Genomic DNA, 14,147 nt, shown 5'->3' on the forward strand with positions numbered 1-14,147 from the left:
AGAAATATGAATTAATATTATTTCACTTCTGAATTAAGTTAATTTAACCATCCAGCTCAAATCCTAGTAATGATCTCATTTCATCCAGAATAGGATATTTCTCTTTTAGATAATTGTATTTCTCAGCTTGAGTGTACAACCTTTTCCCTTCTTTTACCTCAACTACTTGAGCATCTAAAGTGATGTAGTCGTTTTGCAGTTGGTCTTTAAGGAAATTGTGAAGCTGTGGTTTTAACTGTTGGAACTGCTGAACTTGCATTGGGTTAGTCAAAGACACATTGATTTGTGTTTCGCCAACCAGCTTTACAGGACTATCTTCCAATAACAAAACAATCAAAGGACTTACATTCTGTCTTTTGACTTGTATTACGTATTCAAACCAAACTTTTTCGAGCGTATCTTGATTGAAAGCTCTTTTTCTAAAGCTCTGCTTGACTTGTGTTTTTTGTTGTTTTGCTTCTTGTGCTTGCTGCTCTTGAACAAGTCGTTGTCCTACATCTTGAATGCTATTTGAGATCGCATTCGTTCTTTTGAAAGTTACAGCTTTTGTACGGGCAGCTTTAAAAGCAGAAGAAAGCGAGTTTTTCAACTCTGATGTTGGAGCATTGCCTTCTTCTACTTTTTGTGAATTTGCTGCTTGAGGGCTAGGAGTTACCACTTTTTTAACTCCTGTATTTGCAAATTGGGCGTTAACCCTTCTTAATCTACTTTTTTTTTTCCTTGCTCTGTGCCAGCAAGGGATAATGCGTGTCGGATGCTCACCATCTTCATGAGAGCAAGCTCAACGTGTAATCTCGCATTTTTACTCGTTTTATAGCCTTGATCGCATTGGTTTCCAACTTGAAGGGCTGATAAAATGAGCGAGTTTGGAAGTTTTGAAGCCTGTTCTAAATATTTAGCTTTTACTTTCTCAGAAACTTCAAGTAGCGCAACAGTCTGTTGGTCTTTACAAACCAAAAGATTTCTGAAGTGCTCACAAAGTCCTACTATGAAATTGTGTCCATCAAAGCCTTTTCCTAAAATTTCGTTGAAGGTAAGGAGAACAGTTGCTAAGTCTTCTTGATGAATACTATCTGCAATTTTGAAGAAGTAATCGTAATCAAGAATGTGAAGGTTATCAATTGTTGTCTGATAATTGACTGTTTTATCTTCTGAGAAAGTAACAATCATATCAAACATAGAAAGAGCATCACGCATTCCTCCATCAGCTTTTTGAGCGATAAGCATCAAAGCTTCTTGTTCTGCAGTGATTCCTTCTTCTTGAGCGATAAAAGATAATTGACCAGAAATTTCTTCTACACCAATTCTGTTGAAGTCAAAAATCTGACATCTTGAAAGGATCGTAGGAATGATTTTATGTTTTTCTGTAGTAGCCAAAATGAAAATCGCATACTCAGGTGGCTCTTCCAATGTCTTCAGAAAGGCATTGAAGGCTGCATTTGAGAGCATGTGAACCTCATCAATAATATAAACTTTCTTTTTTCCTGCTTGAGGAGGGTATCTTACTTGATCAACCAAGCTTCTGATATCTTCAACAGAGTTGTTCGAAGCGGCATCAAGTTCAATGATATTATATGAGGCATTCTGATTAAAGCTTTTACATGAATTACATTCATTGCAAGGCTCATGGTCAGCCGTTAAATTCTCACAGTTAATTGTTTTTGCCAAAATACGGGCACAAGTAGTCTTACCAACACCTCTAGGACCACAGAATAAAAAGGCTTGTGCCAAGTGATTATTCTTGATGGCATTCTTTAAGGTATTCGTAATGTGCTCTTGTCCGACAACCGTATTGAAGGCACTAGGTCTATATTTTCTGGCAGATACTACGAAATTGTCCATAGAAATTTCTTCAAAATCAGATGCAATTTAAGGATTCGTTAGATTCTTATTACCATAAACTCCCAAAGAATTTAATTATTTTTGTTCTTCATTTCATTTTTAGAAGATTTTAAGAAAAGGGAATTAACAATAGTTCTCTGATTTTGAAGAGTCAATACATCATGGAGCAAATAGAACAAGAGCAGAAAGAAATTTTAGAAATTTTGTATCAAGATGAATATTACGTAGTGGTTAATAAACCAAACGGTATTTTAGTCCACCGTACGGAGCTTGATACTAAAGCTGAAATTTTTGTAATGACAATCTTAAGAGATCAAATCGGTCAGTATGTTTATCCAGTTCATCGGTTGGATAGACCTACTTCTGGTGTGTTGATTTTTGCATTATCTCCAGAAGCTTGTGCTGCTTTACAAGAGGAGTTCAATGAAAAAAGAGTAAGCAAAAAATACTGGACAATAGTTAGAGGTTATGCTCCTGAAGAGGGGACTATTGATGAACCAATTAAAAGTAGGTATCAGAAACATACGAAAGATGCTGTTAGTACTTTCAAAAAGCTAGATCAAGTAGAATTGCCTATTCCAGTTGGTAAATTTCCATGTAGTCGTTTTTCCCTCATGGAGACAGAACCTATTACAGGAAGAACTCATCAATTAAGACTCCATTTTGGAAAAATAAGACACTATATTTTGGGCGATACGAGATACGGTGATAATAAGCAGAATAAGATGTTAGAAGAGCAATTTCAGAACAAATTTTTGCTTTTGCACTGTAAAAAAATGTCATTCATTCACCCTTACACTAAGGAGACTGTTACTGTATCGGCGGCATTGTCAGAAAACTTTCACAATGTATCTAAAGCGATGGGATTATTAGAAAATGTAACATTACCGATAAGTTCTGTTTTAGATTAAATATTTACTTTAGCTTTTCATATATAAATAAGCTAATCAAACATGAAAAGAATTTATAGTATAGTTTTTAGCCTTTTACTTTTGGTAGGTTGTTCTTCAACACAGGAGAAATCCTCATCAGCGTCTAATTCTAAGATGGATATAAAAGTTGCAACATATAATTCCTCACTATACAGAAAAGCAAAGGGAGAATTGTTTAAGAGTTTGAATAATGGTTGGGATATTCAAGCCCTTAACCTAGCTAAGGTTATTCAAGAAGTTCGTCCTGATGTTCTAATCCTTCAAGAGTTTGACTATGAAGAAGGAGGAGAATCTTTAGATGTATTTGTAGATAAATACTTGAATAAAGATCAAGGAGATACGGAAGCAATCAATTATAAATATCGTTGGTCAGTGCCTACCAATACTGGATATGCAACAGGCGTTGATTTGGATGGTGATGGTAAATTGGGTGCTGGAGATTGTTTTGGTTTTGGTCAGTATGAAGGACAGTATGGTTTCGCTATTCTTTCTAAATTCCCATTTGATCAATCACAAGCAAAAACTTTCCAAAAGTTCTTATGGAAAGATATGCCTAACGCAAACCTACCAGTAAAAGAGGATGGCCAAAGTTATTATTCAGATGAAGCGCTTGAGATATTCAGGTTGTCATCTAAAAATCATATAGACCTAACTGTAGATGTAAATGGTACTTCTGTTCATCTTCTAGTTGCACACCCTACACCTCCTGTTTTTGATGGCGAAGAAGACAGAAATGGTAAAAGAAATCATGATGAGATCAGACTTTTAGCTGATTATATCAGTGGAGGGGAGAAAGCTGTATATTTATATGATGACAAAGGAGAGAAGGGGGGATTAAAGCCGAACTCACATTTTATAGTCTTTGGAGATATGAATGCTGATCCTATTGATGGAGATTCATTTAATTCGGCAATTCACCAATTGACAAAGCATTCTGAAATCAATAATGAAGCTTCAGAAGGCAAGTTTGTGCCTCAAAGAACAGAAGTTGATTCAATTTCTTATGCTTTAGCTAAGAAATATAAGAAAAAAGGAGATGTGAAATTCCAAACTTCAGAGTTTGGGCTAAGAATCGATTATGTACTTCCGAGTAATAATTTTGAAGTAAAAGGGTCTGGTATCTTTTGGCCTTCAGCTTCCGATTCACTTGGCTATTTGATGGAAAGAGATGCTTCTTCAGATCATAGAATGGTATGGATGGAATTGGGTTTATAAATCCTTTTTAGTGATTCTATATTAGCGTAATTACGGATTTTTCTTACATCAATGAATGTTATGGTTGAAAGTGATTATAGAACTATCATTGTCAATCTTAATAGCTGAGTTGTGACGTATTCATTGATTGTAATAGTATTATATTTTCTGCCTTTTGTGGTTGTTGGACAACAACAAAAGCCTAAGGCAGAAATTATAAGCAAATCAGAAGTTCCTTATAGGGTACTTGAAGCTGTATCAGAAGATTTTCCAAAGGCTGAAGTCAAAGACTATGTTCGAATCCCACAAGATATGTATGATCTAGATTGGGGAGATGATGTGGTTTTTAAAACAAGAGGCCCAGCACCTGACTTGTATAGGGTGAAACTGAAAGGGAAGTATTCAAAGCGAGATTTGATTTATAATGAGGAAGGTAAGTTACTTTGGAGTGATCAGAAAGATAAGTATCATGAACTTCCTTTAGCTGTAAATCAGGCAATAGCTCAAGAATATGGTTCTGGTGTTATTTTTAAAAATAAACACTTTGTAAACCCCAATAGCGAAATCCCAGAATATTATAAAGTCAAGGTGCGAAGTGATAATTATGATACTCATGTGGTTTGGGTGGAGCCGAATGGAAATATCTTTAAATCTTATACTTACGACTGATATTGAACTGATAATAGTTAAAATTAAAAAAGCTATCTCAATTTCTTTTGAGATAGCTTTTTTAATTAGAAGAAACAGGTTTTACTCCTAGAAAATAGTAAGCATGTCTTGAGGTTTTTCGGCATTTTCTACTTCAGTACTGATTTTAAATCTAGCTATATTTTCAGTAGAAAAACCAAGAATCATGATGTCATTGGTTTGTTCTTGGTCAGATGCCCAAGTATCAAGTGCTTTGTTGAAAGCTGCTTCCTGTTGATACAATGGTGTTTTTTGGATTGATTCCAAGAATCGTAACAGCCTTGTTCGACCTAGCGCTACTTTATTTTCATTGAGTTGCTTTTCAAAACCATCAGAACAGATATAGAAATTCGTGATTTTATCTAGGTTTAACTCATGTATATCCCAATCATCTCTTTCATGATTGGATTCACCAATTACATAATCATTTCCTTCGATAATTTTAGCCTCTTTATCCTCAAAATAGATAAAAGGTATTCCAGAACCTGAGTAAGTAAGTGTATTCTTAGAGTGATTGATAATGCAGATACCAATATCTAAGGAACCAGATGTATTTGTCGTATCTTTCTTTAATACTTTTCTGAATTTTTGATTGATAGCATTGATAATGAAGTCAGGTGAAATGATTTCATTTTTTTGTATTACTTCTTGAAAAATCTGAAATCCAATAAGTGATAAGAAGGCTCCTGAAATACCATGTCCCATAAAATCGGCTGCAATCAATATCGAAAAACGGCTAGTATGCTTGAACCAGTAAACATCACCACTAACGGTCTGTTTTGGTTTGTAATACATAAAGCTATTCGGGATATAAACCTGAATTTTCTTCAAGCTAGGAAGCATCAAATCTTGAATACTTTTAGCGTAACTGATACTTTGTTCAAACTCTTGGTTGTAGTTTTCTAGCTTCGTATTATTTTTTCTAGTTCTGTCATTTGTGATTTTTAGGTCTCTAAGCTGTAAACTAATTTGCTTACGTTGTTTGTCTACGATCAAGTGACTTAATTTTTTTCCTTCCTCATAAACAAAAAGGACAATCAAAAACCAGAACATTATCCCTGCAAGATTTATCAAGAAAGTCACTAAATGAGTTTCTTTATCAAAAGTGATACTTTCAAACGGATAGATGCTGTAGTGCCCTAATGTATAAACCCAAGCAGAAATTACTATAAACCAGAAGAAAGTACTGACTCTTCCGCCATATACAAAACACGAAATAGGAGTGATAGCATGAAATATTAGAATTGGTGAGTTGATGCCACCTGTTTCTAGAACAATTCCATTAATGGCTAAAAATGAGAAAATAGAAGAAAGGTTTATGATAATTCCTTTTGGAACACGCTGTCTGATCATAAGAATAACAATTGTAGCGTTTACCACAAGTGCTAGGCTACTCACGAAACTGATTCTTGCATCAAGGTATAGGAATAGCAAACTATAGCTTAACGCCATTAACATTGTGAGGAAATTGATGATTACAATGGAGATGGAATCGGAATAGCTAGTAGAGTGCTTATTTCTAAATTCTATGGGAAGAAATGGCTCAGCAAGAGAAATGAATAATTTTGTAATACTACTCATAAAAATGTAATTGTTCTACCTTAAAAAATATAGAGTGTTGACATTTTTAATAATGGAAAAAGTTAAATCAATTCCAAGTATAGTTTGATTTTTTATTCAGTAATAAACCGTTTTAATCCATCGAAGCTTTACTTTTGTAGAAGAGGATAGATTTGAAATATGCAAAAGGATAAACTTACAGTTATACTCGGGCCAACAGCAAGTGGGAAAACACATTTAGCAGTTCATCTAGCTAATGATTTAGGAGGAGAGGTGATATCGGCGGATTCAAGGCAAGTATATCGAAAAATGGATATAGGAACTGGGAAAGATTTGAATGAATACACCCTAGGTGAAAATAATATTCCTTATCATCTTATTGATATCTGTGAACCTGGTGAAAAGTATTTATTAAGTGACTTTCAAAAAGATTTTAAGACTTCATACCAAAAAATTCTTTCAAATAACCATTATCCAATCTTGTGTGGAGGAACGGGTTTGTATATCCAATCAATTTTAGAGAATTATCAATATGCATTTATTCCCAATGATCAATCCCTAAGAGATTCTTTAGATGATTTGACACAAGACCAATTACTTAAACAACTAGATTTACTTCCCTTTTCTAAAGAGTTTCATGATCGAAAGAATAGAAAAAGAACCATTAGAGCTATTGAAATTGGTACTTTCTTGAAGGATAATCCGAATACTGATAATATATCAAAAAACGAATTAGAGGCTGTAATCATAGGGATTGATATAGATCGTGATACTAGAAGGTCTAAAATAAGCAATAGACTCAAAGAGCGATTACAAGAAGGCATGATTGAAGAAGTTGAAAGTTTGCTCAAGTATATTCCTTCTGAAGACTTAATCTATTATGGTTTAGAATATAAATTTCTTACTGAATATCTCTTGGGAAAGCTTACTTATGATGAAATGTATCAAAAACTAGAATCAGGAATCCATCAGTATGCAAAACGGCAGATGACTTGGTTTAGAGGCATGGAGAGGAAAGGCTATCAAATTAATTGGCTTTCTTTTGATATTCCGACAGATGAAAAAGTGCAAATCTGCAAAGAATTAATTCTTAAAAAAGTATAAGGTTTTTAACTATTGATCATATTCTTCCGTTATAGCATTCGGAAAATTTAAGATAAAAGATGAGCAATAAGATTACAGTTTGGCAAGAAGATTTTAGTGTAAGAGCATATCAAGTTGATCATAGAGCAAAGTTAAAACCTACAGCCGTAGCACAATTATTTCAAGAAGCGGCAGGAAATCATGCAACTGCCAATGGAGCAGGTTTTCATGATATTTTCAAAATGGGTAAAATGTGGGTCCTTAGCCGATTGAAGTTTGAGGTGAATGGTAGACCTGTTTTGTTTGACCAAGTAACGTTGAAAACATGGGTAAAATCCGTTAATGATTTCAACTCTGAAAGAGAGTTTGTTTTTGAAGATAAAGATGGGAATGTTTTGGTAAAAGGTTCTTCGTTATGGTTTATGCTTGATATGAAAACTAGAAGACCTTCTGCACTAGAGCCTGTCAAATCTTATTTTAACATAGAAGAAAATTTATCTTCAATAGGTGCGTTAGAAAAGATCAATGTTGAAGGGGAACTGAAATTTACAGATGCTAGAAATGTGAAATATTCAGACCTTGATCCTAATAATCATGTAAATAATGTGAAGTATTTAGAATGGGCACTGGATAGTTATCCATTTTCATATGTACAGAAAAATAAGTTATTAGGTTTTGAATTGAACTTTTTAGCAGAGACTCGAATGGGAGATGAGGTAATTCTTGAAACTCATGAAGTCAATCTTGAAAATAGAACTGTACTTTATACTAAGGTTAAAAATAAAGCAACTGATAAGCTAGTTTGTGTTGTCTCAACAGAATGGAAAAAGGCTAAAAAAGCCGTTGACCAAGCTAAAGAATTAGAATTAGCTTAATATTCATAAATGAAATATAAAGAAACACATCAAGGTATGACTTTGGTGTGTTTTTTTGTTCTGCATAAAAATATATTTTCTTTGTAGAAAATTAGATAAAACTATGATTGAAGTTAAAAAATTTACGTTCAATGATTTTTCTGAGAATACATATATCCTCTCAGATGAGACAAAGTCTTCAATAATCATTGATCCGGGATGCTTGTATGAAAAAGAAAGAAATGAAATCTTAAAATATATTTCTGATAATGAGCTGAAAGTAGAAAAGATTGTAAATACTCATTGTCATCTTGATCATGTTTTTGGGAATAGATTTTTAAAAGATACTCTGAATGTGCCTTTAGCTATTCCAAAGGATGAGATAGAAGTATTTAATGCTGCACCTTTAATGTCAAAAGCATATGGACTTCCAGAGGTAGAAGTATGTGAGTACGATGAGCTAATTGAGAATGAAGGACAAATTAGTTTCGGAAATTCTTCTTTAGAAATTCTTTATGTACCAGGGCACTCTCCAGGACACCTAGCATTTTATAGTGCCGAAGATAAATTCGTTATTAATGGAGATGTTCTATTCTTTGGCGGGATTGGCCGTACAGATTTACCAGGCGGTAATTATAATACGCTAGAGAATAGTATCCGTACTAAAATGTATGCTTTACCAGAAGATACAAAAGTCTATTGTGGACATGGTCCAGAAACGACTATAGCGAATGAGAAACAATTTAATTCTTTTGTAAGACCAGAATAGGGAAGCGTTATGAATATTAAGAAACAAATCCCTAATATTATTACTAGTGGAAACTTAGTAAGTGGTTGTCTAGGAATTATTGAGATTATAGAAGGTAACCTTGTCTTAGGTACTTATTTCATGATTTTGGCTGCTGTTTTCGATTTCTTTGATGGATTTGCAGCAAGGTTGCTTAAGGTGTCTTCACCAATGGGGAAAGAAATGGATTCATTGGCAGATATGGTGACATTTGGGGTATTGCCAGGAATGCTTATGATGCAGTTGCTAACTCAAGTTTTACCAAAAGATTCTTACCTAGTTTATGCAGGGCTTATTCTACCTGTATTTTCAGCGTTTAGATTGGCTAAATTCAATATTGATACGCGACAAACAGATACATTCTTGGGAGTGCCAACACCGGCAATGACTTTGTTGGTTTGTACATTACCATTCTTGTTTGATGAATTTCTTGAGATTGGACAGTTTTTGAATAATGCATGGTTTTTAATCTCAATCTCTATTATCATTTCAATACTTATGGTCTCTGATATCCCAATGCTTGCGATGAAGTTCAAGAATTACAGTTGGGGAGATAATAAGGCGAGGTATATTTTTGCTTTAGGAGCAGTTCCACTCTTAATCTATTTTTCTGTTGGTGGAATACCATTTGTAATGATGTGGTATATTTTACTTTCAGTTTTGAATAACTTGAATGCTAAAGATAAATCATAAAAAAAAGAGCCATTTCTACATAGAAATGGCTCTTTTTTTATCTCAAAATTATGACTTCATACATTCAATGATCTCACCATCTAAAGTGACTAACTTCTTAAGTTCATTAACAGTTAAGCAACTGTGTACTGGTAAGATTCCAATCACATCACCGACATTAACTTTGTCAAAATACTCTTGACTGGCTTTTATGATTCCGTGCTCTTGTGATAAAGATGCAAGGTACATTCCATCTATTGGGTCACTCCATGAGTTTTCTTCAAGAAAAACAATATTTCCAAAGAACTTTGCACCCTTGTCAAAATAAAGATGGTCTTTAGATAAATGAACAGCACCTCCGTATAATACAATCTCAAATCGATCTTCATGTTTTGCAACCACAGGACATGCCAGAGCTACTGCGATTTGTTTGGTTGAACAAGAAGTGATAAAGTTTTGCATTACATCATAGAATACAAAATTTCCAGGTCTTATCTCATCTAACCCTTCAAAGTTGTCAGCAACGCTACAAGACGGAGTGTCCCCAACGGATAAAATCAGATTAGGGTAATTTGGAAGAAAGTATTCTTTGAGTTCAAGCATAATACTTTTACTTTCTTCATGGATTTCAAGTATTTGTTCTTTTTCCCTAGCATGGTAAGTATGACCAGCATGAGCTAAGAAACCTTTAAATACGGTCTTATCTGATTTATCTATCTGTTGAGTTAAACTCGTAAGAAGCTCTTTTTTATATGCTTGGATACCTGTTCTGTGTGTTCCAACATCTATTTTAATAAATAAATGAACCGAATACTCAAGCTTATCTTGGAGTCTAATTATGGTGTCAATATCTTCAACTAGCAAATTCAGTTGTATTTTTTGAGCTAGCTTGTTTATCGTGTTTATCTCTAAAATATTTGTAGGGAAAGCCACCGTAATATCATTCCATCCGTCTTCTGCAAAATATTCAGCCATTTTTAAAGAAGACACAGTGATTGCTTTCACTCCAAAATCTCTGAACCAATTTCCAATCTCCTTACTCTGATGTGTCTTGAAATGAGGCCTCAAAGCTATTTTATTAAGGAAGGCTTTATCGGTCATATCCTCAATATTTCTAAGGCATTTCTTCTTATCTAATAAAAGTGTTGGACTCGTGATATTATGATTCATAGATGTACTTGATTGTATGCTTGAAAAAATGAATCAGAAATGTAAAAAAATTCTTTTTTATAAGGTGTGTCTTTAACTTCTTTTAGAGCAAAAAAAAACAGATCGAAATACGACCTGCCTTTCCATTGCTTGTATAGTATTGTGTAACAAATATGCTTGATATACTAACTACTAATTCGTTTGAATTAGAGCTGTATTATCAAGTGACGAATTTGGACTTTATACATTACTTAAGAACTACGCCTTTGTTAAGTAAAGGGTAATTGTTGTAATAGATATGTTTTTTGAATTCATATTGCATTAACATTTGGTTTTTGATTAGATAATTTCTGAAATATGCCGTTTAGGTTTCTAGATGAGAATCAGACGCTTTCAAAGAGTTTGATCCAATTGTTACATATTCTTAATACTGTATTTTTTTTAGCAAGTTCTTTTCTAAGTTATCAGTATATATCTAAACATTTATTCTTGTCATTATTAGGTTTATTGTTTCAAATTCAATTTTTCTTTTTGAATAGAAACCTGCTTGCTTATGTCGTTTTGACTTCGGGTTTACATATTTTGAGTCTTTTTCCTTTCTATAATAATCTTAGTTTAGTTTTACTCGCGCCTCTATTAGTACACCTTGTTTGTTCGATCTATTTAATAGCGACTTCTCAGAAAAAATCTATCTTTTGGATTATAGTAGTACATGTGTTCATGTTGGGAGGGCTTTTTATCGTGAATGTGTTCTCGGATGGGATAGAAGCATATAGTTTGGTTGTGCAGGAGTTTGAATATATTTCAATGGTATATTCATTACTAAGTATTTTATTCATATTGAGTTTTACATTTTATAGTTACACTCAATTAGAAAAAAGAGTAGTTTCTTTCACTGAAAGAAATGAAAAGGTTTTAGCGGATAATCGCTCTTATGGAGGAGAGCTTAAAAGATTGACCGATAAAGTTTCTCGATTCCAGAAAGAAAAGGATGATGAAAAGTGGATTTCAGAATTACACACCTATTTCATAGAAATAATTAGAGACTTACAAGAGAATGATGATATCTATGATGTGCTTTTGAGGCAACTTGCGCTTAAGATGGATTTAAATCAGTTGAGTATTTTCATCACTAAAAACTCTGAGAGTTCAAAGGCAAAATTGATTAAAGTAGCTTCATATGCTTTTGATGTTACTAAGCATGAAGCGCATGAAGAAATTGAGGAGGGGGAAACACTATTAGGACAGTGCTTATTAGAAAAACAACAGGTAATCATTGACGATCTTCCTGAAGGGTATCTATATATTAGTTCTGGGTTAGGAGATGCATCTGCTAAATTCTTATTGATACAACCTTTATTATTTCATGAGACTCTAGAAGGAGTAATTGAAATCGCATCTTTCCATAAAATACCCTCACATCATCTGAAGTTCATCGAATTAATCTCAATCGAAATAGCCTCGATGATTAGGGGTAAGAAAACTGATAAGGTGAGTGATGAACTCTACAATCAGGTTTCTAGAAAAATGGAAATTTTAAAAGAAGAGAATAAGAGCCTAAAATTGAGATTAAAAGATTTTGAGAAGAATGACTCTATAGATGCTTAGCTGAGTCTTTGTTTAAGATTCCTGTTATATATTTCCCTTAAATTATTGCCAATGCTTTCGGAAAACTTTAGGCCCCATAAATTGAGATGGCTTTTTGACCTTAGGAGTGGGAATTGAATTTATAGTATCTAAAGACGGTTGCCCAGCGTTTACCCATGCTGTGAGCCAAATAGAAGCTGTGTAATAAATAGATTTTTGTAACTGTGAAGTAACTAATTCTTTTTGATTTTGATAATAGACCTTTAAAAAGCGATTTGAGTACGATAGCTTGCTATATCTTGAATTACTTTTCCATTGATATTTCTTATTACCTACTTCATTAGATAATTTTTTCTCTGCTTCAAGTACTTCTTTACTTTTTTGGTAAACGTCCAATATCTCGCCCCATATTAAACCCTTAGGATTTTCTAGATAATCAGCCTTTTCTGTGAATAAATCATATTCATTATAATGTGCTTCAACAATCTCAGTTTCCCACAGTTTATGAATACCATATTGGTTACTCAATTGTCCATTATAATTTTTGGTAGTGTGCAGTGGAACCATGAGGTCTGATATATAATGAGCTATTTCACTTGAAAGCTTTAAAATCTTCTTTTGATCTTTTTTGTAAAATGCCGTGGAGAGTTGTTTTTCTAATTTGAAAATATGCCATGGTCCAATACCCCAAATTTGAAGGCTGTCATTGGGGTAAAGCTCATTTAATTCATACCAATTTGTCCAATTACTATCTAAATCAGTGTAGAACTCCATATTAATAAAATGTTTTGGAGCTTCATCTTCTACTGTGTATCGTCTACTGTCAGGTGTTGTTGATTGTTGAATAAGGTAATTGATATGCTTTTTGTAAAAGGGATAAATTTCATGGGGTAAAACATAAATTGCGTTTTCTATAATCTTCTCATGAGCAAAAAATCCCCAATCCGAATTGGCTATCAAGGGGTTAAGAATTATTGCAATTGTGGTTATGATATGTTTTGTTAATCTTTTTGGGTTAATCTGTTCAACAAAATAAGTGTTCATTATATTGTCATGTTTTTTAATAAATGTTACTGTTAAAAACTCAATTAGGTTTAAGGTGTTGTTAATCAGTGTTTTGTGTTTTTACATCTGTCTACTATCAAGAATTGTTATTAACAAATAGATTATTTCTATAGCTAGATTGAAAATATCTATATTGATAAATGCATGTTAACTTGCTCGTTCGTTTAATCATTTATACATTTGTTTAAACAAAATGATCAAAAGACATGACAGCCCTAGAATTCTCATTTTCATTAGATCAAGCACAGTCTTCTTTAAAGCCTTTCGCATTGAAGTTGACAAGAGATATGGAAGATGCAAATGACTTGCTTCAAGAAACAATGTTGAAGGCTTATTCCAACAGAGAGAAGTTCTCTGAGGGGACTAACCTTAAAGCATGGTTGTATACGATCATGAAAAATACATTTATCACGAACTATCAGCGTCTTTCAAGAAGAAACACGTTTATTGATACAACGGAAAATTTACACTACATCAATTCATCCGATCATGTTACGCAAAACATGGCTTACTCTCACTTTGCATTAGATGATATGAACGATGCTATTGAGGCCTTAGATGATGTGTATAAGGTTCCTTTTATGATGCATTTCAAAGGCTTCAAGTACCACGAAATAGCAGATCATTTACAAATTCCTATTGGTACAGTAAAAAACAGAATACATATAGCTCGTAAAGAACTAAAGACGAAATTGAAAGTATATAAAGATAGATAATTTGTGAAATTGTCTGAAG

At 33.4% G+C, this 14,147-nt stretch carries 14 protein-coding genes; 9 read left to right on the forward strand and 5 right to left on the reverse strand.

Annotation, left to right across the window (positions count from 1 at the left end):
* Positions 1-43: 43 nt before the first annotated feature.
* Positions 44-658 carry a hypothetical protein gene (locus BC781_RS14140; protein ID WP_109618836.1) on the reverse strand — a complete coding sequence of 205 codons (615 nt, stop codon included), beginning with the start codon at positions 656-658 and terminating at the stop codon, positions 44-46.
* A gap of 41 nt (positions 659-699) precedes the next feature.
* Entirely contained in the window at positions 700-1,842 is a 1,143-nt protein-coding gene (locus tag BC781_RS14145) for a DNA polymerase III subunit gamma/tau (protein ID WP_109618838.1), read from the reverse strand.
* Between the two features lie 161 nt (positions 1,843-2,003).
* On the opposite strand from BC781_RS14145, the gene BC781_RS14150 reads away from it, so the two are divergent.
* From BC781_RS14150 to BC781_RS14160, 3 genes are all read left to right on the forward strand, one after another.
* The gene (locus BC781_RS14150; RefSeq protein ID WP_109618840.1) at positions 2,004-2,753 is read left to right on the forward strand and encodes a pseudouridine synthase; all 750 of its coding nucleotides are present in this window, start codon (positions 2,004-2,006) and stop codon (positions 2,751-2,753) included.
* 42 nt (positions 2,754-2,795) lie between these two features.
* Entirely contained in the window at positions 2,796-3,989 is a 1,194-nt protein-coding gene (locus tag BC781_RS14155; RefSeq protein ID WP_109618842.1) for an endonuclease/exonuclease/phosphatase family protein, read from the forward strand.
* Between the two features lie 111 nt (positions 3,990-4,100).
* A complete protein-coding gene (locus BC781_RS14160; RefSeq protein WP_109618845.1) occupies positions 4,101-4,637 on the forward strand; it encodes a hypothetical protein in 537 nt (178 codons plus the stop codon).
* Between the two features lie 87 nt (positions 4,638-4,724).
* Here BC781_RS14160 and BC781_RS14165 read toward each other — a convergent pair whose 3' ends face one another.
* Positions 4,725-6,236: a PP2C family protein-serine/threonine phosphatase gene (locus BC781_RS14165; RefSeq protein WP_109618847.1), complete on the reverse strand. Its 1,512-nt coding sequence runs from the start codon at positions 6,234-6,236 to the stop codon at positions 4,725-4,727.
* Between the two features lie 159 nt (positions 6,237-6,395).
* Here BC781_RS14165 and miaA point away from each other — a divergent pair, with 159 nt between their 5' ends.
* From miaA to pssA, 4 genes are all read left to right on the forward strand, one after another.
* The gene (gene miaA, locus BC781_RS14170) at positions 6,396-7,319 is read left to right on the forward strand and encodes a tRNA (adenosine(37)-N6)-dimethylallyltransferase MiaA (RefSeq protein WP_109618849.1); all 924 of its coding nucleotides are present in this window, start codon (positions 6,396-6,398) and stop codon (positions 7,317-7,319) included.
* Between the two features lie 59 nt (positions 7,320-7,378).
* The gene (locus BC781_RS14175; RefSeq protein ID WP_109618851.1) at positions 7,379-8,173 is read left to right on the forward strand and encodes an acyl-[acyl-carrier-protein] thioesterase; all 795 of its coding nucleotides are present in this window, start codon (positions 7,379-7,381) and stop codon (positions 8,171-8,173) included.
* A gap of 103 nt (positions 8,174-8,276) precedes the next feature.
* Entirely contained in the window at positions 8,277-8,921 is a 645-nt protein-coding gene (locus tag BC781_RS14180) for an MBL fold metallo-hydrolase (protein ID WP_109618853.1), read from the forward strand.
* A 9-nt stretch (positions 8,922-8,930) separates the two neighbouring features.
* Positions 8,931-9,632 carry a CDP-diacylglycerol--serine O-phosphatidyltransferase gene (pssA, locus tag BC781_RS14185; protein ID WP_109618855.1) on the forward strand — a complete coding sequence of 234 codons (702 nt, stop codon included), beginning with the start codon at positions 8,931-8,933 and terminating at the stop codon, positions 9,630-9,632.
* 48 nt (positions 9,633-9,680) lie between these two features.
* Here pssA and BC781_RS14190 read toward each other — a convergent pair whose 3' ends face one another.
* Entirely contained in the window at positions 9,681-10,781 is a 1,101-nt protein-coding gene (locus BC781_RS14190) for an alanine racemase (protein WP_109618857.1), read from the reverse strand.
* A 510-nt stretch (positions 10,782-11,291) separates the two neighbouring features.
* Here BC781_RS14190 and BC781_RS14195 point away from each other — a divergent pair.
* Positions 11,292-12,368: a GAF domain-containing protein gene (locus tag BC781_RS14195; protein ID WP_158281484.1), complete on the forward strand. Its 1,077-nt coding sequence runs from the start codon at positions 11,292-11,294 to the stop codon at positions 12,366-12,368.
* Between the two features lie 42 nt (positions 12,369-12,410).
* On the opposite strand, the gene BC781_RS14200 is transcribed toward BC781_RS14195, so the two are convergent.
* A complete protein-coding gene (locus BC781_RS14200) occupies positions 12,411-13,391 on the reverse strand; it encodes a phospholipase C/P1 nuclease family protein (RefSeq protein WP_109618861.1) in 981 nt (326 codons plus the stop codon).
* 227 nt (positions 13,392-13,618) lie between these two features.
* Here BC781_RS14200 and BC781_RS14205 point away from each other — a divergent pair, with 227 nt between their 5' ends.
* A complete protein-coding gene (locus BC781_RS14205; protein WP_109618863.1) occupies positions 13,619-14,128 on the forward strand; it encodes an RNA polymerase sigma factor in 510 nt (169 codons plus the stop codon).
* Positions 14,129-14,147: the final 19 nt, after the last annotated feature.

The organism is Sediminitomix flava (genome assembly GCF_003149185.1).
Taxonomy (GTDB): Bacteria; Bacteroidota; Bacteroidia; order Cytophagales; family Flammeovirgaceae; genus Sediminitomix; species Sediminitomix flava.